Origin of the sequence: Luteibacter aegosomaticola, from assembly GCF_023078475.1 — a bacterium.
GTDB classification, from domain to species: Bacteria; Pseudomonadota; Gammaproteobacteria; order Xanthomonadales; family Rhodanobacteraceae; genus Luteibacter; species Luteibacter aegosomaticola.
Genome location: NZ_CP095741.1, coordinates 1,945,813 through 1,972,026, shown reverse-complemented (window position 1 = coordinate 1,972,026; position 26,214 = coordinate 1,945,813). Strand labels below are relative to the sequence as shown.

The 26,214-nt window shown below is 65.6% G+C and carries 13 protein-coding genes; 10 read left to right on the top strand and 3 right to left on the bottom strand.

Going from position 1 to position 26,214, the window contains the following annotated elements; all coding sequences use genetic code 11:
* The first annotated feature begins 15 nt into the window (after positions 1 to 15).
* The 5 genes from L2Y96_RS08620 to L2Y96_RS08600 all read left to right on the top strand — a co-directional run bounded on the left by L2Y96_RS08620 (position 16) and on the right by L2Y96_RS08600 (position 8,479).
* A complete protein-coding gene (locus L2Y96_RS08620; RefSeq protein ID WP_247335632.1) occupies positions 16 to 1,017 on the top strand; it encodes an ABC transporter ATP-binding protein in 1,002 nt (333 codons plus the stop codon).
* The gene (locus tag L2Y96_RS08615; protein WP_247335630.1) at positions 1,014 to 2,669 is read left to right on the top strand and encodes an ABC transporter permease subunit; all 1,656 of its coding nucleotides are present in this window, start codon (positions 1,014 to 1,016) and stop codon (positions 2,667 to 2,669) included. Before L2Y96_RS08620 ends, L2Y96_RS08615 begins: the two co-directional genes overlap by 4 nt.
* A complete protein-coding gene (locus tag L2Y96_RS08610; RefSeq protein WP_247335623.1) occupies positions 2,659 to 3,414 on the top strand; it encodes a DeoR/GlpR family DNA-binding transcription regulator in 756 nt (251 codons plus the stop codon). Before L2Y96_RS08615 ends, L2Y96_RS08610 begins: the two co-directional genes overlap by 11 nt.
* Positions 3,415 to 3,513: 99 nt before the next feature.
* Positions 3,514 to 6,525 carry a TonB-dependent receptor gene (locus L2Y96_RS08605; RefSeq protein WP_247335620.1) on the top strand — a complete coding sequence of 1,004 codons (3,012 nt, stop codon included), beginning with the start codon at positions 3,514 to 3,516 and terminating at the stop codon, positions 6,523 to 6,525.
* Positions 6,526 to 6,535: 10 nt separating this feature from the next.
* On the top strand, positions 6,536 to 8,479 hold the full coding sequence (locus tag L2Y96_RS08600; protein WP_247335617.1) for a CocE/NonD family hydrolase: 1,944 nt from the start codon (positions 6,536 to 6,538) through the stop codon (positions 8,477 to 8,479).
* Positions 8,480 to 8,524: 45 nt separating this feature from the next.
* Here the strand turns inward: L2Y96_RS08600 and L2Y96_RS08595 are convergent, their stop codons facing one another.
* Together L2Y96_RS08595 and L2Y96_RS08590 are read right to left on the bottom strand one after the other, a co-directional pair.
* Entirely contained in the window at positions 8,525 to 13,813 is a 5,289-nt protein-coding gene (locus L2Y96_RS08595) for an autotransporter outer membrane beta-barrel domain-containing protein (RefSeq protein ID WP_247335615.1), read from the bottom strand.
* Between the two features lie 271 nt (positions 13,814 to 14,084).
* On the bottom strand, positions 14,085 to 19,499 hold the full coding sequence (locus L2Y96_RS08590; RefSeq protein ID WP_247335610.1) for an autotransporter outer membrane beta-barrel domain-containing protein: 5,415 nt from the start codon (positions 19,497 to 19,499) through the stop codon (positions 14,085 to 14,087).
* 275 nt (positions 19,500 to 19,774) lie between these two features.
* On the opposite strand from L2Y96_RS08590, the gene asd reads away from it, so the two are divergent.
* On the top strand, positions 19,775 to 20,620 hold the full coding sequence (gene asd / locus L2Y96_RS08585; RefSeq protein ID WP_247335608.1) for an archaetidylserine decarboxylase: 846 nt from the start codon (positions 19,775 to 19,777) through the stop codon (positions 20,618 to 20,620).
* A gap of 136 nt (positions 20,621 to 20,756) precedes the next feature.
* Positions 20,757 to 21,200, top strand: a complete 444-nt coding sequence (locus tag L2Y96_RS08580) for a hypothetical protein (protein ID WP_247335606.1) — start codon at positions 20,757 to 20,759, stop codon at positions 21,198 to 21,200.
* Between the two features lie 13 nt (positions 21,201 to 21,213).
* Here the strand turns inward: L2Y96_RS08580 and L2Y96_RS08575 are convergent, their stop codons facing one another.
* Positions 21,214 to 22,788 carry a lytic transglycosylase gene (locus tag L2Y96_RS08575; RefSeq protein ID WP_247335604.1) on the bottom strand — a complete coding sequence of 525 codons (1,575 nt, stop codon included), beginning with the start codon at positions 22,786 to 22,788 and terminating at the stop codon, positions 21,214 to 21,216.
* 133 nt (positions 22,789 to 22,921) lie between these two features.
* On the opposite strand from L2Y96_RS08575, the gene L2Y96_RS08570 reads away from it, so the two are divergent.
* From L2Y96_RS08570 to greB, 3 genes are read left to right on the top strand one after another with little or no spacing between them, the layout of a single operon-like run.
* The gene (locus L2Y96_RS08570; RefSeq protein WP_247335603.1) at positions 22,922 to 24,421 is read left to right on the top strand and encodes a helicase HerA-like domain-containing protein; all 1,500 of its coding nucleotides are present in this window, start codon (positions 22,922 to 22,924) and stop codon (positions 24,419 to 24,421) included.
* A gap of 2 nt (positions 24,422 to 24,423) precedes the next feature.
* The gene (locus L2Y96_RS08565; protein ID WP_247335601.1) at positions 24,424 to 25,686 is read left to right on the top strand and encodes a hypothetical protein; all 1,263 of its coding nucleotides are present in this window, start codon (positions 24,424 to 24,426) and stop codon (positions 25,684 to 25,686) included.
* Complete coding sequence (greB, locus tag L2Y96_RS08560; RefSeq protein WP_247335585.1) at positions 25,683 to 26,183, top strand: transcription elongation factor GreB; 501 nt, start codon at positions 25,683 to 25,685, stop codon at positions 26,181 to 26,183. Before L2Y96_RS08565 ends, greB begins: the two co-directional genes overlap by 4 nt.
* The last annotated feature ends 31 nt before the right edge of the window (positions 26,184 to 26,214 follow it).

The following is a 26,214-nucleotide window of genomic DNA, read 5'->3' as shown; positions in this document are numbered from 1 at the left end:
GGGAGATCACGCTTCATGCAACTTCGCATTGAAGACATCAGCAAGGCCTGGGGCGGACACACCGTCCTCGACCGCGTGTCGTTCAGCGCTGGCGCCAGCGATTTCGTGTGCCTGCTGGGCCCGAGCGGCTGCGGCAAAACCACGCTCCTTCGTATCGTGGCCGGCCTGACCGAAGCCGATGCCGGCCGCGTGGAGCTCGGTGGCAAGGACATCACCCGCCAGCCTGCGCGCGAACGCGGCATGGGTATCGTCTTCCAGTCCTACTCGCTATTCCCCGATCTCACGGCGGCCGCCAACGTCGGCTACCCCATGCGCCTGCGCGGTATCCCGGCCAGCACCATCGCCACGCGCAGCACCGAACTGCTGGCGAAAGTGGGCCTGGGCGGTTTCGGTGGCCGTTTCCCCGATGAGCTTTCCGGCGGCCAGCAGCAGCGCGTGGCGCTGGCCCGCGCACTGGCCGCGGAGCCCGCGCTGCTCCTGCTGGATGAACCGCTCTCCGCGCTGGACCCGGCGATCCGTGCGCAGCTGCGCGGTGAAATCCGCTCGCTACAGCGCACGCTCGGCATTCCCACCATCATGGTCACCCACGACCAGGATGAAGCACTCGCGCTGGCCGACACCATCGTATGCATGAAGGCCGGCCGGATCGAGCAGATCGGCTCGCCGCGCGACCTGTACGAACGCCCGGCCTCGCGCTTCGTCGCTGACTTCATCGGCCACGCCAACCTGCTGCCCACGGCCTTCGTACGTGAAGTGATGCCGGGCTTCCTTGAGCGCCGGCCGCCCGGCGAAGACGCCACCTGGGAACTCTGCCTGCGCCCCGAAGACCTCGTGCTCGAAGCCGATCCCCGCGGCGACGCCGTCATCTCGGAGGTAACCTTCCTTGGCAACGTCGCCCGCGCTGGCATCGCCTGGCGCGGCCAGCGCCTCGTCGCGGAACTGCACGGCCGCAGCACGCTCGCGCCGGGCGAATCAGTGACCGTCGATGCACTGCGCGGCGCGTGGGTCTGCACGTGAACACGGTCGCCGCCCCGCGCGCGCTGGCACGAACGCGCAGCCTCGCCTGGCTGCTGCTGGCCCTGCCCGGCCTCGGCCTCGTCGCGTTCTTTCTCTATCCACTGCTTTCCGTCGCGTGGCGTAGCGTCACCGACGCGTCGGGCGCTTTCACGCTCGCCAATTACGGCCGGCTGCTCGATGATCCGGGTCTTCCGCGCGCGGCGCTGCACAGCATCGAGACCGGCCTGGTGACGACGCTCGCCACCGTGCTCTTCGGTCTGGGCATCGCGATGGCGCTGCACCGCTCACGCCTGCCGGGCAAGGCGCTGATCCGCGCGACGCTGCTACTGCCGATGCTCGCGCCGTCACTCGTGCTCGGCCTGGGGCTGGTGCTTCTGCTCGGAAGGAACGGTCTGGTCCACCGCCTCACCGGCCTGCCCACGGACATCTACGGGTTCCCCGGTCTCGTTATCGCCAACACGCTATACGGTCTGCCACAGGCCGTGCTGATCATCTCGGCGGCGCTCGCTCGCACGCCGGCGCGCCATTACGATGCTGCCGCCTCGATGGGCGCCACCGCCTGGCGGCAGTTCACCGACGTCACCCTGCCGCGCCTGCGCTTCGCCTTGCTTGCCGCCGCATTCCTCGTGTTTACCGAAACGCTCACCGACTTCGGCAGCGCGGTCATCGTCGGCGGCAACTATCGCGTGCTCGCCATGGAGATCTATAGCGAGGTCGTGGGCCAGCTCGATTTCGCGATGGGCGCCACGCTGGGCATGGTGTTGTTGCTACCCGCCCTGCTCTCGGTGTGGCTGGGCCGCATGGCGAGGCGACGGCAGGATAGCGGCGACGCCAGCCCCGGGCGCACGCTCACGCCGGTGCGCCACGCGGGCCGTGACACCGCGCTCGCCGCCGTCTCGCTGATCGCGCTGTTGCCGATGCTCGCCGTCGTGGGCACCGTCGCCTATGTGTCGTTCGTGAAGCTGTGGCCCTACCAGCGCACGCTGACGCTCGCCAACTACACCGGCATGACCGAAGGCTTCGGCCCCGTGGGCACCTCGCTCGCGATGGCCTTGCTCGCCGCCGTGGCCGGCACGCTGCTCGTGTTCGCCCTCTGCGCCGGCCTGCGCAAAGCACCGCCGTCGATCGCGCGGCCCGTGCAGTTCATCGCCTCGCTCCCGGCCGCCGTGCCCGGCATGGTGATCGGCCTGGGCTACGTGATGGCCTTCAACCATGGCCCGTGGTCGGGCTGGCTGCACGGTAGCCTGGTGATCATCGCCGCGAGCAGCCTGTACCACTACCACGCGCAAGCCTTCCTCACGATGCAGACCGGTATGCGCCAGGTGCCCGACGCGCTCGAGGATGCCGTCGCGGCCTTCGGCGGTGGCACGCGCGAGGTATTGCGTGATGCCGTGCTGCCGTTCACCGCGCCCGCGGCGATCTCCACCTTCTTCTATCTGTTCATGCGCTCGCTGGTCACGCTCTCCGGCGTGATCTTCCTCGTCACGGCGGATACGGGCCTCGCCTCCGTCACCGTGATGCGCCTGGACGAAAACGGCTTCCTCGCCCAGGCCGCCGCCTACGCCATGTGCGTGGTGGTGGCTGGGGCCCTCGCACTCGGCGCCATGCGCCTGCTCTTGCACACACTCAAGGAACGACGCCATGTGGCATGAAGAACGACACACCCGCATCCGCGACCTGCTCCGCTCCAGCGGCCAGGTATCCGTCGAACGCATCGTCACCGAGCTCGGTGTATCGCGCGAAACCATCCGTCGCGACCTCGTCGAACTGGCCGAGCGCGGCGAGATCCGCCGCGTGCACGGCGGTGCGGTGCTCACCTCGGACGAGCCGCCGATCGACGTGCGCCACGCCACCCGCGTCCGCGAAAAGCGCGCGATCGCCAAGGTGGTGGCCAGCCTGGTCGAAAGCGGCCAGACCATCTTCATGGATGCGGGCAGCACCATGAACGTCGTGGCCGAAGCACTGGCGACTCGCAGCGGCCTCACCATCATCACCAACGCCGTGGACGTGGCCGCACGTTTCGCCGCGCGCGAAGGCAATACGGTGCATCTGCTTGGCGGCCGCTTCGATGCACAGATCGGTTGCACGAATGGCGCCACCACCGTCTCGGAGATCCATCGCTACCAGGCCCACGTCGCCATCCTTTCGCCCGTGGGCGTGGATGCGAACGCCGGCGCCAGCAGTTTCGAGCTGGAAGAAGTCGAGGTCGCCCGCGCGATGTGTGCCAACGCACGTCGCGTGATCCTGGCCGCCGACCACTCGAAGATCGGCGTCCGCAGCCGCGCCAGCTGGTGCGAGCCCGAGCGCATCGACGTGCTCGTCACTGATCGCAAATCTGAAAAATCGAAAGCGTTCGCTCCGGTGCGTAAAGCCGTGGGCGAGGTCGCGCTCGCCTGATCCAAACACAACAACGCGCCAGGAAGGCCGCTTTAAACCTGTCGTTTAAATCGATTGAAACCTCACTGTCACAGACCCAAGCCTTTCCGGAGCATCCCCATGAGTTCCCTTCCCGCCCTCCGCCGTACCTTGCTGTGCGCCGCGGTCGCCGCGACATTCAGTGGCCTGGCTTACGGCCAGGCCACCACGGGCCGCATCACCGGCTCGGCACCGGCGACCGCCGGTGAGACCGTGCTGATCGAAGGCAGCAACGGCCTTACCCGCGAAGTCGCCGTCGATTCGCGCGGCCGTTACACCGCCGAATCGCTGCCGCTCGCGACGTACAAGGTCACCCTGCGCGCCAATGGCCAGGCCGTCGACTCGCGCGACAACATCACCCTGCGCGTCGGTGCGGCCACCGACGTGTCGTTCGAAGCCGCTTCGTCGTCGAACGCCCAGGACCTCAGCGCCGTCACGGTCTCGGCCACCTCCCTGCCGAAGATCGACGTGGCCACCGTCGCCTCGAGCACGGTGATCACCTCGGCCGATCTCGCCCGCCTGCCCCTGCAGCGCTCCGCCGAAGCGGTCGCCCTGCTCGCCCCGGGCGCTTCGCCAGGCTACACCGGCTTCAAGAACGCCTTCGGCGGCAGCACGGTGAGCTTCGCGGGTTCGTCGGTCACGGAGAACGCGTACTACATCAACGGCATGAACACGACCGATCCGCTCAGCGGCTTCGGTGGTGTAACCCTGCCGTACGGCGCGATCGACCAGCAGGAAATCCTGAGCGGCGGCTACTCGGCGATGTATGGCCGTTCGGACGGCGGCGTCATCAGCCAGGTCGGCAAGCGCGGCACCAACGAATGGCACTTCGGCGCCCAGGTGCTGTGGGAGCCGGACTTTGCCCGCGCCAGCGCCCGCAACATCACCTACGGCCATGACAACCCGGCACCCCCGGGCACGATCAACCAGCGTAACGACCGTAACCACGAATGGTCGTCCACCATCAGCGCCTACGCTGGCGGCCCGCTGATCAAGGACAAGCTGTACGCGTTCGCCGCCGTGGAAATGGAACGCACCCAGGGCAACAGCCTGGGCGACGTGAACCACGCGTATGACACGAAGTACACGTACAAGGATCCGAAGTGGTACGGCAAGCTCGACTGGAACATCAATGACAACAACATCCTCGAGCTGACCGGCGTCAACCAGACCCACCGCTCGAACGGCAACAAATACAACTACGATTACGACACCAACACCATCGGCGACTACGCCAGCGAAGATACGACGTACAAGACCAAGGCCATGGTCTACGTCGCCAAGTACACCAGCTACATCACCGACGACCTGACCCTCACCGCCCTTTACGGCAAGTCCAAGCTCACCTACTACAACGAGCCGCCGGATACCGGCGTGAGCGGCCCCTTCATCGGCAACGTGAGCCAGCAGAACCCGGCACTGAACGGCGGATCGCCGATCAGCAACGGCCAGACGCTGGATACGATCGACAACCCGGATCACGAATCGACCAACCGCAACCTGCGTGTCGACCTGAACTACAAGATCGGCAGCCACTCGATCACCGCCGGTATCGATAACCAGGATTCGAAGGATATCGACGACGGCACCACGATCGGCGGCGACGGCTACGAGCTGTGGTACGCGAAGGGTGACCCGAACCTCAACATCAGCGATAGCCCGTTCGTCGACAAGCCAGCCAACTATCCGGGCGGTGGCACGGGTTACTACGGCTACTACCGCCACTACAACACGCTCGCCTCGGTGCGCGTGAAGCAGCGTGCGCAGTACATCATGGACGACTGGCAGGTGAACGACCGCCTGCTGCTCTCGCTTGGCATCCGCAACGACCAGTTCACCAACTACAACCCCTCGGGCCAGCCGTACCTGCGCCTGACCAAGCCGCAGTGGGCGCCGCGCCTCGGCTTCAGCTGGGACGTGAACGGTGATTCGTCGCTCAAGGTGTACGGCAACGCAGGCCGTTACTTCCTCGCCATGCCGGCTTCGGTGGCCCTGCGCACCTCGGCGGGTTCGCTCGCGACCAACCAGTACTTCACCTATACCGGCATCGATGGCCAGGGCCTGCCCACGGGCGTGACCTTCATCCAGTCCGCCACCGGCGGCGCCGTGTCTCCGAACGGCGAATACGGCCAGCCGCCCGACCCCAAGACCGTCAGCTCGAAGAACATCAAATCCGAGTACCAGGACGAGTTCATCCTGGGCGCGGACAAGCAACTCAACGCCGACTGGGTGACGGGCGTGAAGGCTACCGCGCGCAAGCTGCGCAACGCGCTGGATGACGTGTGCGACAACGGTGCGATCAGCCGCGCCGCCATCGCCCAGGGCGCGGATATCGACGCGGTCACGGTCGGTAGCTGCTACCTGTCCAACCCGGGTCGGGCGAACGTCTACTCGCTGGCCAATAACACCGGTGGCTACACCGATGTCACCGTGACCAACGCGGACTTCGGCTTCCCGCACCTCAAGCGCAACTACTACGGCCTCGACCTGTACCTATCGCATCCGTTCGATGGCAAGTGGTCGGGCAAGATCGACTACCTGTGGTCGCACAGCTACGGCAACACCGAAGGCCAGGTGCGCTCGGACGTGGGCCAGGGTTCGGTCGCGGCATCGCGTGACTGGGATTACGCCACGCTGATGAACTACGCGAACGGCGACCTGGGCAACGACCGCAAGCACCAGCTGAAGCTCTACGGCTCCTACCAGATCGCACCGGAATGGCTGGTCTCGGCCAACATCCTGATCCAGTCGGGCCTGCCGAAGTCGTGCCTGGGCCGTTACGGTGCTAATGAAAGCGATCCGTCGGGTTACGGCAGCTACTACCACTTCTGCTTCGGCGTGCCGTCGGCGTATGGCGCCAAGGGCCGCGAGCCGTGGGAAGAGCTGATCGACGTGAGCACCGAATACCGCCCGCTGTGGGCTGACAAGAAGCTCGCCTTCTCGGTCTCGGTGTTCAACATCCTCAACCAGCAGCGCTCGCAGCGTACCAACCCGGTCTCGGGCAGCACGAACTCGGTGAACGATGGTTACCAGCAGGTGATCAGCTATACCCAGCCGCGCTACGCTCGTTTCGGCATCACGTACGACTTCTGACGGAGCTTCCATGCATCCACTCCTGCGACTGGGTATCGTCGCGCTTGCCGCCGGGGTCCTCGCGACCCCGGCGGTCGGCGGCGAAAAGACCTACAAAGACCTGCCCACGGAAATCCCGGCGCACTTCGCGCCGACCAATCCGGGCTTCGATTACGAACGGCGCACGGTGGATATCCCCATGCGCGATGGCGTGAAGCTGCACACGGTGATCCTGGTGCCGAAGGGCGCCACGCATGCCGGCATGCTGCTGACGCGCACACCCTACGGCGCCGATGGCATGGGCCACCGTGCCGATAGCCCGAACCTTGGGCCCACGCTGCGCGGTTACGACAACCCCGCTGACATCATCGTCCAGGATGGCTACATCCGCGTCATCCAGGACATCCGCGGCAAGAACGGCTCCGAAGGCGACTTCGTGATGAACCGGCCGCCGATCGGCCATGGCAATCCCACGGCGATCGATGAATCCTCCGATATCTACGACACGATCGACTGGCTCGTGAAGCACGTGCCGGAATCGAACGGCAAGGTCGGCATCATCGGCATTTCCTACGATGGCTTCGAGGCGATGATCGCCACGATCCACCCGCACCCCGCGCTGAAGGTGGCGGTGCCGATCAATCCCATGATCGATGGCTGGATGGGCGACGACTGGTTTCACAGAGGCGCCTTCCGCCAGCAGATGATTCCCTACATCTACGGCATGGTGAACTCGCGCAAGAGCAATATCGGCTGGACCACCGGCTACCGCGACGACTACGACCTGTACCTGAAGGGCGGCTCGGCGGGTGACATCGGCCGCGCCTACGGCATGGAGGCGCTGGGCTTCTGGCAGAAAGTGCTGGCCCACCCGGCGTATGACAGCTTCTGGTCGGAACAGGCGTTGGACAAGATCGCGGCAAAGGAACCGATGACGGTGCCGACGATGCTGGTCCACAGCCTGTGGGACCAGGAAGACAATTACGGCGACATGGCCGTCTATCGCGCGCTTGCCCCGCGCGACCCGAACCACGAGAAGCTGTGGCTTGTACTCGGCCCATGGCGGCATGCGAAGACCTGGGAAAACGCCAGCACCATCGGCGCGATCGAACTGGGTAGCGACACCGGCAAGACCTTCCGCCAGACGATGCTGCGGCCGTTCCTGGCCCAGTACCTGAAGGACGGCGCACCCAAGGCCGACATTGCGCCGGTCAACGCCTTTGTCACCGGTGAGAATGCGTGGCGCAAGCTCGATACCTGGCCGTCCGCGTGCCGTAGCGGCTGCGCGCCCACCATGCAGCGCTGGTACGCCGAACCCAATGGCGGCTTCGCCACGACCGTGCCGGCCAGCGGCAACGACGCCTACGTTTCCGACCCGGCCAAGCCGGTGCCCTACCGCGTGCGTCCGATCCAGTCGTGGTCGCATGGCGTGGCCGATCGCGAGGATTCCTGGCCGGAGTGGCTGGTGGACGACCAGCGTCAGTTCGCGACCCGTACCGACGTGCTCACCTACGTTTCCCCGGTACTCGATCAACCCATGGGTATCTCGGGTGAGCCGCTCGTGCACCTGCTCGCATCGACCAGTGGCACGGATAGCGACTGGGTGGTGAAGTTGATCGACGTGTATCCGGATGAGGTGGAAGAAAGGCCGTCGATGGGCGGCTACCAGCTCCCGGTGGCCATGGAGATCTTCCGCGGCCGCTACCGCGAGGGCTATGACAAGCCCAAGGCGCTCGAAGCGAACAAGGCCCTGCCCTTCAGCTTCCCGCTGCCCACGGTGAACCACGTCTTCCAGCCGGGCCACCGCGTCATGGTGCAGATCCAGTCGAGCTGGTTCCCGCTGTACGACCGCAATCCGCAGACCTTCGTCCCGAATATCTTCAATGCGAAGCCGGCGGATTACGTGAAAGCCACGCAGACCATCCAGCGCGATGGCGAGAACGGCACGTACATCGAACTACCCGTGGTGCACTAAAACCGTGTAGGAGCGCGCTTGCGCGCTCCTACAACGGCCGTCGGGTTAGAAATCCCAGCGGACACCCATGTTGGCCGCCCAACCCCGCGCACCGGCATCACCGATCTTGTTCTGCCAATCGGCCTCGCCATATACCGAGATCTTGTTGCGCCAGGCCCACGTACCGCCCAGGCCCACTTCCATCATCTGGCCGAACTTCCCGCCAGTGAACATCTGGGTCGTGTCAAAGCCCTCGGCGCCGACATCGATCTTCGACGAACCGCCCCAGCCCTTGATGTAGTTCGCCCGCGCGTACGGCGTGAACTGGCTGCCCGCAGCCGTCGTCCATGTGCGATCGAACCGCAAACCCGCACGGCCGATGGTCTGGTCAAAGGCGTGGTAGTGCGTGGTGATATCGTCGATATCCACCTGGTCACGCAAGCCAATGTGCTGGCGAGTCAACTGAAGCTGCGGCTCCAGCTCCCAGCCGTCGTTGAAACGGAACGGATAGCCCGCTTCCACCGAGCCCTCCCAGCCACTGCCGTGCACGCGTGCCGCGCCCTTCGAGCGCGCGGTATCCACATCACCCACATGCCGGTCGCCCTGCGCCACCGCATCGATGTAGAAGCCGTTTTGCTGCTGCCATGTAACGAACATGGCGATCGAGTTGGTGTCGAACTTCGAGTGGCTGTAGCCATCGATGGCCTTAGGATCGAGCCGGGTGGTGCCGTGCGTGTACGCGACGCCAGCGCGCAGCGTGGAGCGATCCATGTCCAGCGCGAAGATGTTCACACCGACCTGCACGGCGTGGGTATCCACGTCGTAATCGGAGCCATATTCGCTGAAGGACCGGTTCGAGGACACGTTGTAATCGCCACCGAAGTAACGCACGAAGGTCTCGCCACCCAGACCTTCGCCCAGGTCGTCCATGTTCCGGGTCTCACCAAGGCGGCGGTGCAGGTTACTGACCGACTGGTAGCCGTACAGCGCAAGAGCCGACGGCGTGGCGATGCTGTTGGGTACCTGCGGTGCGAGCGCCGGACGGGTCTCCACTGCAGGCAGCGACGCCACGGGTGTTCCGATGCCGGCAGCCGTGGGTGCCACATAGGGCGTACCTGCGGGCGGCGTGGGCGCGGGCGTCTGCGCGGTCGGCGCCGGGCACGCACCGTTACACACCAGCACGTTGGCGAGGCGGTAATCCCAGTAGTTGTTGCCGGACGTGCCACCACCGACGACGCGCTGCGTCGCGTCGCTAGCCCCTGGCTGGAAGGCGTACAACCCATACTGATAAGGGCCGAACGCGAGATACCCACCACTGAGCCGGAAGGCACCGCCGTTGGAGGCGCCAGCGACCTGGACGAGGCTGATGCCCTCACCCGCTTCGACGTAACCATTGCGGTTGAGGTCAGTCAGTGCACCCGTGCTGAGCGTGGATGGCGTGACATTCAGCACCGTCTCGCCGCTGGCATCACCCTGCACCAGCAGGCGATCGGTGGCTTGCGCCGCGAGTGGGCCACCGGCATCCAGGGTGCTGACGAGATTCACCCGGCCGCCATCGGCGCTGTAGTTGCCGTCGACCGTGAGCGTATTGCCGGGCGAGCCGCTGCCGTTGGTCAGATCGATGGTGCCGTTGTTGGCGACGTTAGCCGTGCCCGGCGTGACCGCGGAAATCACTGGATGGACGTTGTTGCCGGCATAAAGCACCGAAGCTCCATCGATATTCACGTCGCTGCCAGCGAGGGTCAGGTTATCGGTCAGCTCAAAGGCCGCACCGCCGGTGAGGTTGAACGTGTTCCAACCGGCGACACGGATGCCCTTGCCCAGGTCATCGGCGGCGAACGTGCCACCACGCGCCTGCGTGCCGTTGAACGTGAGCGTATTACTGCCCCCGGTACCGGCCAGCAGGTGGTAAGTCGACGACGTATCGACATGACCCAGCGTTGCGCTGTTTCCAGCGGTGTCACCCATGGTCAGGCCACCGTTCAACGTGCCGCCTGTCCAGCTGAAGGTATCGCTGCCTTCGCCAGTGGCAATCTCACCCGTGACCGCTCCCGCAGGCAATGACACGGTGTCGTTCCCGCCGCTGCCGCGTACGGCAAGTGCCGTCGGTGATGCCGCGGCCACCGTACCGGCGTTGGTGAAGGTGGTCCCGGACCCGTTGGCAAGATCCACCACGGGCGCGACCGTGCTGACTGACGTCAACGTGCCTGCGTTCGTCACGGACGACGCGGTGCCGGCGACCAGCGCGGACCCACCCGCCACGTTGAGGATGTCGACGTTGCCAGCGGTCGTTACCGCACCGCTCGTGAGAGCCTGGATGCCCGTGCTGCCGGCACCATTGCCGCGGATCGTGAAGCCGCTGCCAATGGCGAGGTCGCCCGTCGCTTCGCCACCGTCCGCGCGGCGGAAGGCGTAGCCCGTTCCCGCACCATCCACGTCCATCGTCGCCGTGGACGCCGGATCGATCGACGTGGCCGTACGCAACGCCGCGCCATCATTCACCCGCAGTGCGGCATCACGGAGCGTGATCGCGCTGATCTCGCCAGCGTTCTCGATCGCGTTACCCGTACCGAGCGTGGTGATGCTACCGCCCGACGCCAGCGACGAAGCGCCGCTATCCACCAGCACGCCAGTACCATCGCCGACGGTGATGTCGCCCGTGTTGGCGAATGAACCACCGCTACGCACGGCCACACCGGTAGCGCCTGGGCCCGACAGGTTCACGGTGCCGCTATTCGCGGCCGTGCCGCTGCTTTCCGCGACGAGCCCCGTGGTATTCGCACCGGTGAAACCCAGCGTTCCCGCGTTGTTGAGTTGGCCGCCGTTGCGCGCGATGAAGCCCGTCACGTCGGCAGCCCCGGAGTTGATCGTCGCCAGGCTGGTGAGCGAGGTAGCCGTCGACGGCGCGCCGACGCTCGCTCCGGTGAGATCGTGCTTCTGGCCATCCGAAACACCCGCGACCGCACCGTCGCCGGTCAGCGTCACCGCGGTCGCCGCGTCGATCGTGCCGGTGGCGCCGCCTTCGGCGACGACCCCCTGGGCACCCGTACCTGTCACGTTGATGACGGCATTCCGCGTGTTCAACACGGAACCCGTGCCGGACCCCAGGATGCCCGTCGCCTGCGCACCGGACACCGTGGCGGACAAGCCAGTGCCATCGAAGTCAGCGCCGCTGTCCAGGCGGAACAGCGTCGACCGCTGCGTGGAGACGTTGAGGTTCGAACCACCGGCAACGTTGATGTGCGCATCGTTTCCATAGGCGAAGAAGCCAATCTGGTCGGTCCCGTTGCTGAACGTCGGCGCCGCACCGGCCGCCACGTTCACCGTGGCACGCCCGCGGGCGTGGATGCCGATCGCACCGGTGCCCGAGAGATTCACTGCGCCCTGGATATCGCCGGTGGCGGTGGCGGAGCCCTGCCCTTCGATCCATACGCCGTAGTTGCGCGTGCCGCTGGCGGGATCCGCCGCGCCCGAGACGTTGATCGTGCCCGTGCTGTGCACAAGCGACGGCGTGCCGGCCGTGGAAAGCGCCTTGATGCCCGTGCCGTTCACGCCGGCGACATTGATGGTCCCCGTGTTGCGGATACCCGTACCCGTGCTGCCGGCATTCACCACCGAGATACCGAAGGTATCGCGGGGCACGGCGGACGCGCGGCCGTTGACGTTGATCGTGCCCGCGTTATTGACGTTGGCACCAGCGCCCGTGACGAGGATGCCCGCCGCGTTCTGCGTAAGCGACCCCAGCGTGATCGTGCCCTGGTTGGTCACCGTGCCGCCCGTGGCCACGTTGATGCCCGTGCTGATCGAGGTCTGGTTGAGCGCCACGTCGGCGGGTGTATCGGCCGTGGAGGTCTGCGGGCCGCGACCCAGGTAGATCAGGCCGCTCGCGCCATTGGTGAACGTCGACGTGGGAGTGTTGATGTACACACCGTTGATCGATCCGTTGGACCGCGAGCCGGTCACACCCAGGTTGATGACACCGTTGTTCGTGGCATTCGACGTGGGCCCCAGGCGGATCGCGTTGGTAGGCCCGGCCCCATTCACCGTACCGAGCGCCGCGTTGATGATGCCGGTGCTGTTATTGGTGAAGGTGCTGCTGTTCACGACATCGACGACGTTCATGCCATACGTCGTGGGAAGGGTCGTGGTGCTGCCGAAGAAGCCGCCATTGATCACGCCTGAACTCGTGCCCGTCGCGCCGATCAGCTCCACCGCAGTGCGGTCGCCGCTGGTGCCGGCCGTACCGATCGTGCCGCGCACGTCGACGGTCGCACCGCGCGTGGCACGAATGAGGCCTCCGTTGGTGTTCACACCCTCCAGCGTCGCGCCAGCGGCCACGGTGCCGTGCGCGTGCGCGCCATCCAGACCCATGACGACGCGCATGCCGACGGGCTGGAAGCCATCCTGCTGATCGTTCGCCGAGATGCCGTAGGTGATGCTCTGGTTGGTGTACGTGTAGGCCTGGTTGAACAGGCTGGTGTACTGCGTGTAGTCGATCGAGCCGTTCTGGATACCGGTGATGAGGAAGGCGTTATACGCTTTCAGCTGCGTCGCGTTGGTCACCGTGTGCGAAGTGGTGACACCGTTACGGTCGGTCACGTTGAACGTGCCGCCGTACTGCGATACGTAGCTCACCGCGTACCCCTGGTTCACCGCCGGGTTCTGGTCACCAAGGAAGGTGAACCGGTTACGGGTGTTCCAGTTGATATTGCTATCTGCGGTACCCGTACCGTCGGCGGCGAACAGCGTGCTCTGCTTGGCCACCAGCGTGAAGTTGTTGTTCGCGCTGGTGCTGGCGGCGCCCGCATCGCCGAGGGCGACATTGAGCGTGCCGCCGGTCTTCTGCACCTGGCCGATCCGCATGTTGATGTACTGGTTATCCCCCACGTTCACGTAATCCGGCACCTGGGTGTCGTACGTGACGGGGGCGATATCGTTGAAGTTGGCCGAGTTGTAGACGGACACCACGCGATTCGTCCCCGTGATCGGGTCGCGTACCGTGATGCCCTGATTCTGTGGACCGGGATTCAGGCGGGCCTTGCCGATCCACTGTTCCGAGCCGTTCTGGATACGGCCTGCGTCATACAGGTCCTGCAGCTTCGTGGGCTGGCTACCGGTCAGCCCCTGTGCGAACTGCGTGGCATTGCCGACGAGGTTGACGGTGGCACCTTGTGAGACCTGGGTGGCACCGACCAGGCCGTCATTGTCGATCGGGTTGTAGTTGGGGACCGTGGTGGTCTGGGCGGGTACCCGAGTGGCGGGTACGGTCAGGGCGGTCGCAATGGCTACGAACAGCACCGCACGGCGGCGGGCGCCTGGAGCCGGGCGAAGGGCAGGCGTGGAACGGTTCTTCATGTTGTAGGGCTTCCCGATAAAGCCGCCGTCCGGAGCGGCTTTGACGCACGGGCGCAACCCTGCCCGGATGAGCGAGCCCCCTCACTCCGCCCCACCCGGAGCCTGGCGGCCACCGTGCAGAGCAGCGGCCAGCAACAAAGGGTTGCTGAAGCCGCCTCCGGAAACGTGTATACGGATTCGGCAATGAAGAAATTGTCGAAAGTGGTAATTCACGTTAATTCAACAGACAGCCCCTGTAGGAGCGCGCTTGCGCGCTCCTACAACAGCGTGGTCAGAAGTCCCAGCGGAGGCCCAGATTGGCGGCCCAGCCCCGCGCACCCGCGGTGCCTACGTTGTCCTGCCAATCGCCTTCGCCGTAGAGGGACAGCCGGTTCCGCCAGGCCCAGGTCCCGCCCAGCCCCAGCTCCACCATCTGCCCGAACTTCCCGCCGCCGAACGATTGGGAGAAGTCGAAACCCTCCGCCCCGACCACGATCTTCGAAACACCGCCCCAGCCCTTGATGTAGTTGGCCCGGGCATAGGGGGTGAACCGGCTCCCGCCGTCGGTCGTCCACGTGCGGTCAAAGCGCAGGCCTGCGCGCCCGACCGTCTGCTCGAACGGCGCATAGCGGGTGGTGACGTGATCCACATCCAGCTGGTCGCGTAACCCGACATGCTGGCGGATCAGTTGCAGTTGCGGTTCGAGTTCCCAGCCGCCGTCGAAACGGAAGGGGTATCCGGTTTCAATCGAACCTTCCCAACCCGAACCGGTGATGCGCGCCGCGCCTTTCGCACGCGCCGTGTCCACATCCCCCGCGTGGCGATCACCCGAAGCGATCACGTCGATGTAGTAGCCGGAGGCGTGTTGCCAGGTGAGGAACATGGCGATCGAGTTGGTGTACAGCTTTGCGTGGCTATAACCGTCCGCGGCCTTCGGATCCAGTTGTGTCGTGCCATGCGTGTACGCAATCCCTGCGCGCAACGTCGACTGACCCGCATCGATCGCAAAGATGTTCGTGCCGACCTGCACGGCGCGCATGTCCATATCGTAGTCGTAGCCATAATCACGGAAGGCACGATTGGTGGAATACGTGTAATCGCCGCCGAAGTAACGCACGAAGGTTTCGCCACCGAGACCCTCGCCAAGGTCGTCCATGTTGCGCACCTCACCGAGCCGGCGGTGCAGGTTATCGATGGCGCGATAGCCGTAAAACGCGAGGGCGGAAGGCGAGACGATGGATACTGGCACCTGCGGCACCACGGCCGGGCGCGAGTCGGCCGCTGCCAGCGGGCCTGTCGCCGGTGGTGGCGCGATATACGCCTGCCCGGGGGGCGGCGTGGGTCCCGGCGTGGCCGTGGTCACCGGGCATGGCCCGTTGCAGACGATGACATTGGCCAGGCGGTAATCCCAGAACGCATTGCCCGAGCTGGCACCACCCACGACGCGCTGTGCGGCATCGCTCGACCCAGGCTGGAATGCGTAAAGCCCGTACTGATATGGCCCGAAGGCGAGGTAGCCACCATCGACGCGGAACGCGCCACCCGTCGAGGTACCCGCCACCTGCACCACGGAGATGCCTTCACCCGCCTCAACGTAGCCGTTGCGATTGAGATCCGTGAGTGCGCCCGTACTGAGCGACGACGGCGTGATATCCAGGACGGTCTCGCCGCTGGCGTCGCCCTGCACCAGCAAGCGATCGGTCGTTTGCGCGGCGAGCGGGCCGCCCGCGTCGAGCGTCGTCACCAGCTTCAGCATGCCGGGGCCACCGGTATAGTTGCCATCGATGGTCAGTGTATTGCCCGGCGAACCTCCGCCGTTCGTGAGATCGATGAGGCCTGCATTGTTGACGTTCGCCCCTGCAGGCGTGGCGGCCGAGATCACCGGGTGCACGTTATCGCCGGTGAAGAGCGTGGACGACGCATCGATGTTGACATCACTTCCGGCTAGCTTGAGGTTGTCGGTCAAGGTGAAGCTCGCGCCGTTCGAGAGGTTGAAGGTATTCCAGCCTCGAAGGTTGATGCCCTTGTCCAGGGTATCGGTGTCGAATGTGCCGCCGCGGGCCTCGGTGCCGTTGAAGTTCAACGTATTGCCGCCGCCCGCGCCAGCCACCAGGTGATACGTGCTGGCGGTATCGACGGCGTCCAACGTCGCCGTATTGTTTGCACTCCCCATCGTCAGGCCGCCGTTGAGCGTGCCCGCACTCCAGTGGAAGGTATCGCCACCTTCTCCCGTCGCGATCTCGCCCTGCACGCCACCCCCAGCGAGCATGATGTTGTCGCTCCCCGCGCTTCCGCGCACGGCCACGGCGGCCGGCGACACGGCCTGGATGGTTCCGGTATTGGTAAGCGTGGTGCCGCCGCCGTTGGCGAGATCAACGACGGGCGCGCTCGTGCTGGCGGAAACGAGATTCCCGCTATTCGCCACTGACGATGCGGTACCGGCCACCAGTGCGGAACCGGCGCCCGCGGCCATGGTGACATTCGCCGCCGTGTTCACCGCCCCGGTCGTCAGCGCCTGGATGCCCGTGCTCCCCGCCCCGTTACCGAGGATCGCGATGCCACTGCCCACGTTGAGATCACCCGTGGTCATCGAGCCATCTGCGTGGCGGAACGCATAACCCACACCGCCGCCATCGACATCAAACGTCGCACGGGATGCGGGATCGATGGACACCGCCGTACGCAACCCGGCTCCGCTACCCGAGTGCAAGGTGGCGCCGTTCAGCGTGATGGCGCTTGTTTCCGCTGCGTTCTCGATGGCGTTACCGCTACCCAGCGTGGTGATCGTGGTGCCGTTGGCCACCAGCGGCCCGGAACCGCTATCCACGAGCACGCCATGGGCGCTACCACGGGTGGTGATGGCCGAGTTGCCACTCCCCAACGTGAGACTGGCGCCCGACACCAGCCAGACACCGGCGTGACCATCATTCACCGTGATCGACCCAGCCGGATTGAGGACGCTGCCGGCACCCTCGACGCGCACACCCGTGCCATTCGCAACGGTAATGTTGCCGTTGTTGGCCAGCGAGCCTGCGCTACGAAGGATCGCGCCCGTTGCCTCGGGGCCGCCCATCGTGACAGTCCCGCTGTTGGTCGCCACCGCGCTCGTCTCGACGATAAGTCCCGTCGCGCTCGCGCCGCTGAAGTTGATCGCGCCCGCGTTCACCAGCGTGGCCTTGTTGCGCGCGATCAGACCGATGACGCCCGCCGTCGAGGCGTTCAACGTCGCAAGGCTCGTAACGGAGGTGGCCGTCGAGACACCGCCCGTCGCCGCGCCAGTGAGGTCATGCTTCTGCCCGTCCGCCACGCCGGCGATGGCACCCGCGCCGGTGAGCGTCATCGTGGTCGCGGCGTCGATCGTCGCCGTCGAACCACCCTCCGCTACCACGCCTTGCGCGCCAGCCCCGGTCACGTGGATGACCGCGTTCTTCGTGCTGAGCACGGACCCGGTGCCTGAGCCCAGGACGCCGGTGGCCTGCGCGCCGGAGACCGTGACCGTCAGTCCCGTCCCATCGAAGTCAGCTCCGCTATCCAGGCGGAACAGCGTGGATTGCGGCGTGGAGACATCAAGCGCCGCACCCGCTCCCACGTTGATCTTCGCGTTGTTGCCGAATGCAAAGAAGCCGATCTGCTTGCTGCCACCACTGAAGGTGGGTGCCGAGCCAGCGGCGACGTTCACCGTGGCCTGGCCGCGCGCGTGGATACCGATGGCCCCGTCGCCGGTCAGGTTCACCGGCCCCTGGATGTCGCCCGTGGCGGTGGCGCTGCCCTGGCCTTCGACCCATACGCCGTAATTGCGCGTGCCGCTCGACGGATCGGCGCCACCCGCTACGTTGATCGAGCCGGTGGAGTGAATGAGCGATGGCGTGCCCGCCGTGGAGACCGCCTTCAGCGCCGTGCCATTCACGCCGGTCACATTGATCGTGCCCGTGTTCGATACCGAGCCCGTGGCGCCTGCATTTACCACGGAGATACCGATGTTTTCCCGCGGCACGGCCGCCGCCCTGCCCGTGATGTTGATCGTGCCCGAGTTCGTGACGGTGGCGCCTGGTGCGGTGACCAGCATGGCCGCGGCATTCTGCGTCAGCGTACCGATCGTGATCGCCCCCGTGTTATTGACCGTGCCGGCGCTCGATACGTTGATGCCTGTCGTGAGCGTCGCCTGGTTCAACGCGACATCGGCCGGCGTATCGCTGGACAACGCCTGCGGGCCGCGGCCGATGTAAATGAGGCCCGCATTGGTGAATGCCGCCGTAGGAGCGGCAATAAGCACGCCGTTGATCGATCCGTTGGAACGTGATCCCGTGACGCCGACATTGATACTGCCATCGTTGGTCGCCGTGGACGACGCACCCATGCGGATGCCATTGGTCACGCCCGCTCCGTTCACCGTACCCAGCGCCGCGTTGATGATGCCCGTCGCGCTATTGGTAAAGGTCGACGCGCCCATCGCGGTACCGTTGAGGTCGACGGTATTCAGGCCATACGTGCTCGGCAGCACCGTCGTGCTACCGAAGAAGCCGCCGTTGATGACACCACTGTTGGTACCGGTCGAGCTCATGAGTTCAAGGGCGACGCGATCGCCACTGGTTCCCGCGGCGCCGACCGTGCCCTGCACGTTGACGGTGGCACCCGCCGTCGCGCGGATCAGACCGCCATTCGTATTCACGCCTTCCAGTACGGCGCCCGGCAGTACATTGCCATGAGCGCGCGCACCGTCCAGTTCCATGACCACACGCATACCGACGGGCTGGAAGCCGTCGAGTTCATCGTTGGCCGTCACGTTGTACGTAATGTTCTGCGTGCTGTACGTATAGGCCTTGTTGAACAGGGCCGTGTACTGCGCATAGGCAATCGATCCGTTCTGGATGCCCGCGATCAGGAAGTTGTTATAGGCCTTGAGCGACGCGGTATCGGTGACGGTATGGGTCGTGGTGACCCCATTGGCATCGGTCACGCTGAACGTACCGCCGTAGGCCGATACATAGGTCACCGAATACGACTGGGTCGTGGTCGGCGCCTGGTCACCGATAAAGGTGAAGCGGTTGTTCTGTTGCCAGTTGATCGTGCTATCCGCGCTCCCCGTGCCGTCGGCAACGAAGAGCTCGCTCTGCTTGGCGGCCAGCGTGAAGCTGTTGTTCGCCGCTGTGCTGGCCGCGCCCGCGGTGCCCATCGCGACGTTGAGCGTGCCGCCGCCCGAGGTCACCTGGCCGATGCGCATGTTGATGTACTGGTTATCACCGACATTGCCGACGTCCGGCACCATCGTCTGGGCGGTCACGGGGATCAGGTCGGTAAAGCTCGCCGAGTTATAGACCGATACCACCTGGTTGGTGCCGGTGATCGGATCCTTGACCGTGATACCGAAGTTCTGCGTGCCCGGATTCATGCGGGGTACGCCGATCCACTGCGCGCCTCCGGTGATCCGGTTGGCGTCCTGTAGTGCCTGCAGCGTGGTGTTCTGGCTGCCGGTCTCGCCAGTGACGAACTGGGGGGCCGTGCCATTGAGCGTAAGCGTGCTACCCACCGGGACGTCGGTGACACCGACCTGGTTATCGTTATCGATAGGGTTGTAGTTCGGCACGGTGACCGTCTGCGCCGCCCCAGGGCCAGGGGCAAGCAAGGCGGCGGCGATGGCAAGCGCGAGCACAGCACGGGAGGCGCCGCCCATAGCGGGGCGGCGGTTGAGCGCTACACAGGTTGTCATGTTCTTGTACCCCGTTAGCGCCGCCGTCCGGAGCGGCAAGGCGCACGGGTAGGCAACGCGTTGCCCGGGTACTGCGAAAGGCCCCCTCCTCCGCTCCCACCCCCGGGGCCTCATGGCCCGCTCGTGCAGAGCGGCGGACCGCACGTATCCGTTGCGGTTCGCCTCCGGGTCTGTCTATAGATTCCGCAAGATGAAGGAAACGTGCACGACGGGGGCCGACGCCTCCGTGGGTGGGGGTGCTGGTGGATCGGCGCGAGTCCCCTATACTCCCCGCGATGAAACCCAGTGTCCTGTTGCAGTACATCCTCCCGCACCGCTTCCTTTCCCGGATCGTCTACCAGGCGACGCGCTGGGAGTGGACGCCATGGAAGAACTACCTGATCCAGACGATCGTGCGGAACTACAACGTGGACATGGCGCAGGCGGCCCAGCCCGATCCGCTGGCGTACCCGCATTTCAACGCGTTTTTCACCCGTAAGCTGAAGCCTGGCGCGCGCGTGGCCGATCCCGACCCGCAGGCGATCCTCTGCCCCGCCGATGGCCGCATCAGCCAGTCGGGCCGCATCCGCGATGGCCGGATCTTCCAGGCCAAGGGCCAGGAGTACACCGCTGCCGAACTACTCGGCAGCGAGGAAGCCGCCGCCCCGTTCCGCAACGGCAGCTTCGCGACCATCTACTTGTCGCCACGCGATTACCACCGCGTGCACATGCCGCTGGAAGGCACCCTGGCCGGTACCACCCATGTGCCGGGGCGCATCTTCAGCGTCGCGCCGTTCGCGGTCGAAGCGATCCCGCGCCTGTTCGCTCGCAACGAGCGGCTGGTGTGCAGCTTTGAAGGCGCCCACGGTCCGTTCGTATCGGTCATGGTCGGCGCGATCCTGGTGTCGAGCGTGGCGACGGTGTGGGATGGCCTGGCCATTCCCCCCTATGCGTCGGACATCATCCGCACGGATTGCAGCTCGCGGGGCGTGAAGCTCGAGCGCTTTGCCGAAATGGCTCGCTTCAACATGGGCTCTACCGTAATTCTACTGCTCCCCGAAGGTTACGAACTGGACAATCTCCAGCCGCAACAGCAGGTTACGGTAGGCCAGCGGCTCGGTAAGTGGGCGGGTGGCGTTTAAAATCGGTTGACCCTACGCGTCACAATGTGACGAAAACGTCTTACATTTGACGTAACGCCACAGTATGCTTTGACCCTCGGACGCCAAGGGAATGGGTTGGCGTCCCGACACGCAGTGCCGTATAGGGGAAGTCGTCATGCGTCTGGTCACTCATCTCATCGCCGTCAACCGCGAAATCCGCCTTCGCCGCCAGCTGGCGGATATCGAACGCGTGGTGCTTGCCCTGCCCGTCCGCACCCATGCGGATCTGCAGCAGCTGGTTCGCCGTGAGATGGAACAGGCCGCCGCCTGCGATTTTCCGCACCTGTATGGCACGCCGCCCGACGAGCGCTACAGCACCTACGGCCACGGGCCGGATCTCGGCCTGGGCAAGGCGCGTTCTGATAATCCGCTGATCGCCACGCGTGGCGTGGCCCTGTGGATTGCTGCCGTGTACCACGAGACGCTGGATTCGCGCCGCCCGGGCATGGATGAGCTGCACCGCCAGGTGCTGCGCCTCATGCGCCAGATCAAGGAGCTCTCCACGCCGGACCGCCGTGATTTCGGCACCGAGTGGATGGAACCCTCCGCCCTCGCGTAACGTCTGCCGCCGCTTAGCGGCAGACCGGCACCTTCAGCGACTGGCCCACGCGCAGGGCATGGCTCTTCAGGCCATTCATCCTGGCGATGTCTTCCACATCGGCGCAGCTGCTCTTGCGTGCAATGCTCACCAACGTGTCGCCCTTGCGCACCGTGTAGCTCTTCGAGCCACCCGACGATTTCGACGATGACCCGCTGCCGTTCTGGTACTGCGGACCAGGACCGTTCGGGCCGTTGGCGCTGCCATTCGCCAGTGCGGCCGATGTGGCGGCAGGCGGTGGCGGCGCAATGATCTTTACCGCGTTATGCAGGTCGCTGGCGAGGATCGGCCAGGGGCCATCCGCGCAGCTGGCGATGTAGGCACGCTCGAGCTGCTTCGGCACATCCAGGCGGGTGCCGGCCGGCTGGGTCATCTGCGGATCGAGACGCGGGTTGAGGTTACGCAGCGTGCGGAACCAGCCCTGCGGCATGTCATCGGCCGAGCCGAGGCATACAGTGAGTTCGGTAAGCGAGGCCGACCGGGTCAAGGTGATCTGGCCCGGCGCGCCATCGACCTTCGGCCATTTCAGGTGGTAGCTGTCGGCATGCAGGAACAGCCACGCTGCGGCCAGCACCATCGGCACGTAGTCGCGGGTTTCCGCGGACATCTGGCCGTAGACGGAGGGGTCGTAGAAGCCAGCACCGGGGCTGGCGGCCGCGATACGGCGCATGCGGCCCTCGCCACCGTTGTAGGCGGCCAGGGTCATCTCGAGGTTGTTGTTGAACGCGCCGAGCTGCTCGTTGATGTACTCCGCATTGGCCTGCGCGGCGAGCGTCGGATCGAAGCGCTGGTCAAAGCCGCCATCGCTGGACAGGCCGAAACGCAGGCCCGTCGCATACATGAATTGCAGCGGGCCGGAAGCGCCGGAACGCGACACGGCATGGACCTTGCCGCCCGATTCCTTGGCCATGATGCCGAACAGCAGGGCCTCAGGCAGGTCGCCCTTCTGGTAGGCCGGCCACATCTTGTAGCGCATCATCTGGTAGTTGACGTACGCGTCCATCAGGTTCGGGCGCAGCTGGGTCAACCACATTTCCAGCGCAGCCTTCACCGGGCCGTTCATCACCATCATGTCGGAGAACTTCTGACCCTTGAGCAGCGTGACGCTGCGCTGGGCTTCCGGCAGCGCGCCGACGACCACCGAGCCGGCGGCATCGCCGGGCTGGGCGCCTACTTCGGCCGTCTGCTCGGTATCGTCCGCGTCCTCGCCTTCAATGAAGCTGCCATCCTTCAGGCGCAGCAGGCGGTCGAACACTGCCGCGAAACGCTGCGGGTCGCAGCCCGGAGTCAGGCCGCAACGCGCCGAGGCGTCCTTCAGCTGGTCGAGCGCCTGCTTGCGCGTGGTCGCCGCCTGCTGGGTATCGCCACGGCGCGCCTGGTCGATCGCGGCCTCATAGCCCTTGCTCGCCTGGTTCATCCGGTCGTACAACGCATTGACTTCAGGCGTTGCCTTGCCACCCTTACCGGGACGCGGGGCACCGCCAGAGGCACAACCAGCGAGGACCGCGAGGGGTAGCAGGAGAAGGGCGTAACGAGCGCGCAGCGGCATGCGTGGGACCAGGTCAGACAATGCCGGCAACGTTACGCCGTAACCCTACACGACTCAAGCTGCGCGGCGGAAAATTCTCCGTAACGGCGCATCCTTGCGTAGACTTGTTCAGGACATCCTTAAGGAACGGACCATGCCAGGCATCCTCATTGGCCGCAACGAAACCACGGCCGTCGAACTGGACTCCCGCTACGGCAACCGCCACGGCATGATCGCCGGCGCGACCGGCACCGGTAAGTCGGTGACCCTCATGCTCATGGCCGAGGGATTCTCGCGCCTGGGCGTGCCCTGCTTCCTCGCCGATGCGAAGGGCGACCTGGCCGGGCTGGCCCAGGCGGCCGCCGCGCCGTCCGAGAAGCTGAAGGATCGCCTCGCGAAACTGGGGCTCACCGGTTGGGCACCGCAGGCCAACCCGGTCGTGTTCTGGGATATCTACGGCAAGCTCGGCCACCCCGTGCGCGCGACCGTCTCGGAAATGGGCCCCACCCTGCTCTCCCGCATCCTGGAGCTCAACGACACCCAGGAAGGCGTGCTCGAGGTGGTGTTCCGCGTGGCGGACGATGAAGGCCTTCTCCTTCTTGACCTGGGCGACCTGCGCGCCATGCTCGGCTTCGCCTCGGAACACGCCAAGGACATTTCGGCGAAGTACGGCCTGATCAGCGCCCAGAGCGTCGCCGCGATCCAGCGCGCACTGCTGAAGCTCGAACAGGATGGCGCTGACCATTTCTTCGGCGAGCCCGCGCTCGAGCTGGCCGACCTCATGCGCCAGGACATGAGCGGCCGCGGCGTCATCAACGTGCTGGCCGCCGATACGCTGATCCTGAAGCCGCGCCTGTACTCCACCTTCCTGCTCTGGCTGCTTTCCGAGCTGTTCGAGCAATTGCCCGAGGTCGGCGATCTCGACGTGCCGAAGATGGCGTTCTTCTTCGATGAAGCGCACCTGCTCTTCGACGATGCGCCGCCTGCATTGCGCCAACGCGTGGAGCAAGTGGTGCGCCTGATCCGCTCAAAGGGCGTCGGCGTGTATTTCTGCTCGCAGAACCCGGATGACGTGCCGGGCGAGATCCTCGGCCAGCTGGGTAACCGCGTACAGCATGCGCTGCGCGCCTATACACCCCGCGACCAGAAGGCCGTGAAAGCCGCCGCGGAGACGTTCGCGAAAAATCCGAAGCTCGACGTCGTGGAAACGATCGGCACGCTAGGCACCGGCGAAGCACTTGCTTCCACGCTCGGCGAGGGCGGCGTGCCGTCTCCCGTGCAGAAGGTGCTGGTTTCCACGCCAACATGCCGCATCGGCGCGATCACCCTCGAGGAACGCACCACGGTGCGCTCGCGCTCACCGGTCGGGGCGAAGTACGACACCGAGGTGAACCGCGAATCCGCGGAAGAGATGCTGGCGGCGCGCGCCACCACGAAGAACACGGATGACGCGCCGCCGGTGAAGGACGCCGGCAAGGGCGCCGATGAAGGCAACGGCTGGGGCGATGCCGTGCGCGATGCGGTATTCGGCACCAAGCGTCGCCAGGGCATGCTGGAAACCATGGCCAAATCGATGGTGCGGACGGCCGGTTCGCGCGCGGGCCAGCAGATCGTGCGCGGCATCCTCGGCAGCATCTTCGGCGGGAAGCGCTAAGCATGCCGAGGGTCGCGCTCGCCGACGCATCGATGCCCTTCAACCAGCGCATCGTCGTGGGTTTCCGCTACCCGCTGCGTGGCGCCGCGATCGTTACGGTGGGTGCCATCGCGGCCTTCGACCTGCTCGCATATTTCCCGATGATGGGATTGCGCCTGCTGGTCGTGGGCCTGGGCTGGGTCGCGCTGTACACGTATGCGTTCGCCTGCCTGCGTCACACGGCCGACGGGTTCGAGGACCCGCCGGAAATGGCGATGCATTCCGAGAACCAGGCGGCGATCGCACTCATCGTCATCCAGCTCACCGGCAATGCGCTCGCCATCCTTGCGCCGCTGCTATTTGGCATATCCGGCCTGCTCATCTCGCTTGCCGTCGCCTTCGTGCTGCCGGTGATGACCATGTCGCTCACGTTCGATGGCGTGGGCGCCGCGCTGAACCCGCTGACGTGGGTGGCGGCGATCGGCCGGATCGGCGCTGACTACTTCAAGCTGTTCGGTGTCGTGCTGGTCACCAGCCTGATGCAGGCGGGTGCGCAGTACGCGATGCAGCAACGCGGGCCGCTGTTCCTGGGCACGGCCGCGTACTACCTGATCGCCAATTACTTCGCGATCTACAATTTCCACCTCATGGGCGCCCTGATCCACCACCACCACGAGCGCCTTGGTTACCGCCCTGAAGCGGAGGCCCTGGTGGAGGCGACGAACCCGGATGACGATACCGCCCTGCTCGCCCATGTGAATCAGATCGCCCACGACGACATCCCCGGCGCCACCGACATCCTCACCGAGCGGCTGCGCGAAGGGCTCGCGCCAGCACCGATGCACCTGCGTTACCGCCAGCTCCTGCGCGCGCAGGAGCGCATGCCGGAACTGCTGGTCCATGGGCAGATCTGGATTGCCGCGCTGGTCGCCGGTGGCGAAACACGGCGCGCCCTCGGCGTCGTCCAGGATTGCATGGGTATCGATGCCAGCTTCGTGCCCGATGCGACGATCACCTGCGGGCCACTGGCGGATACCGCTGCGCACGCCGGCATGCCGCGCCTTGCCCTGCAGCTCGCCCTTGGCTACCTGCGCTTGTGGCCCGGCGATGCCGGTGCCCCGAATTACGGTCTCGTCGCCGTGCAAATGCATTTTCGCCTGGAAGAACGCGAGCAAGCCGCCACGCTCGCGCGAGCGCTGCTGCACGCGTACCCCGGCCACCCCGTCTCCCAGGACCTGATGGACATGCTCGACACGCTCGATCCCTCCTGCCCGGTGACCCCATGAGCCGCTGGCGGCCACCGTCGCCGTCGTCGACGGCCATCATCACGCGTGATGGCTTCGAACGGCTGAAGACCGAGCTCGACCACCTGTGGCACACCGTGCGGCCGGAGGTCGTGAAGGCACTGGCCGCGGCGGCGGCCGAAGGCGACCGCTCGGAGAACGCCGAGTACACCTACCGCAAGAAGCAACTCGGCGAGATCGACCGCCGCGTGCGTTACCTGAGTAAGCGCATCCCGGTACTGAAGGTGGTGGAAGCGACGCCCTCGCAGGCCGATGCGGTGTTCTTCGGCGCGATCATCGAGCTGGAGAACGTGGATAGCGGCGAGACCGTGCGCTATCGCATCGTCGGCCCCGACGAGACCGACGCGAAGCTGGGCTGGATCAGTATCGATTCGCCCCTCGCGCGTGCCGTGCTGAAAAAACGCGTCGATGACGAGTTCGAAGCGATCTTGCCGGGCGGCCCGACCCGCTTCGCCGTCATCACGGTCGACTACCCGTAGGAGCCCACCCTGTGGGCGACGCCGTTCGCGA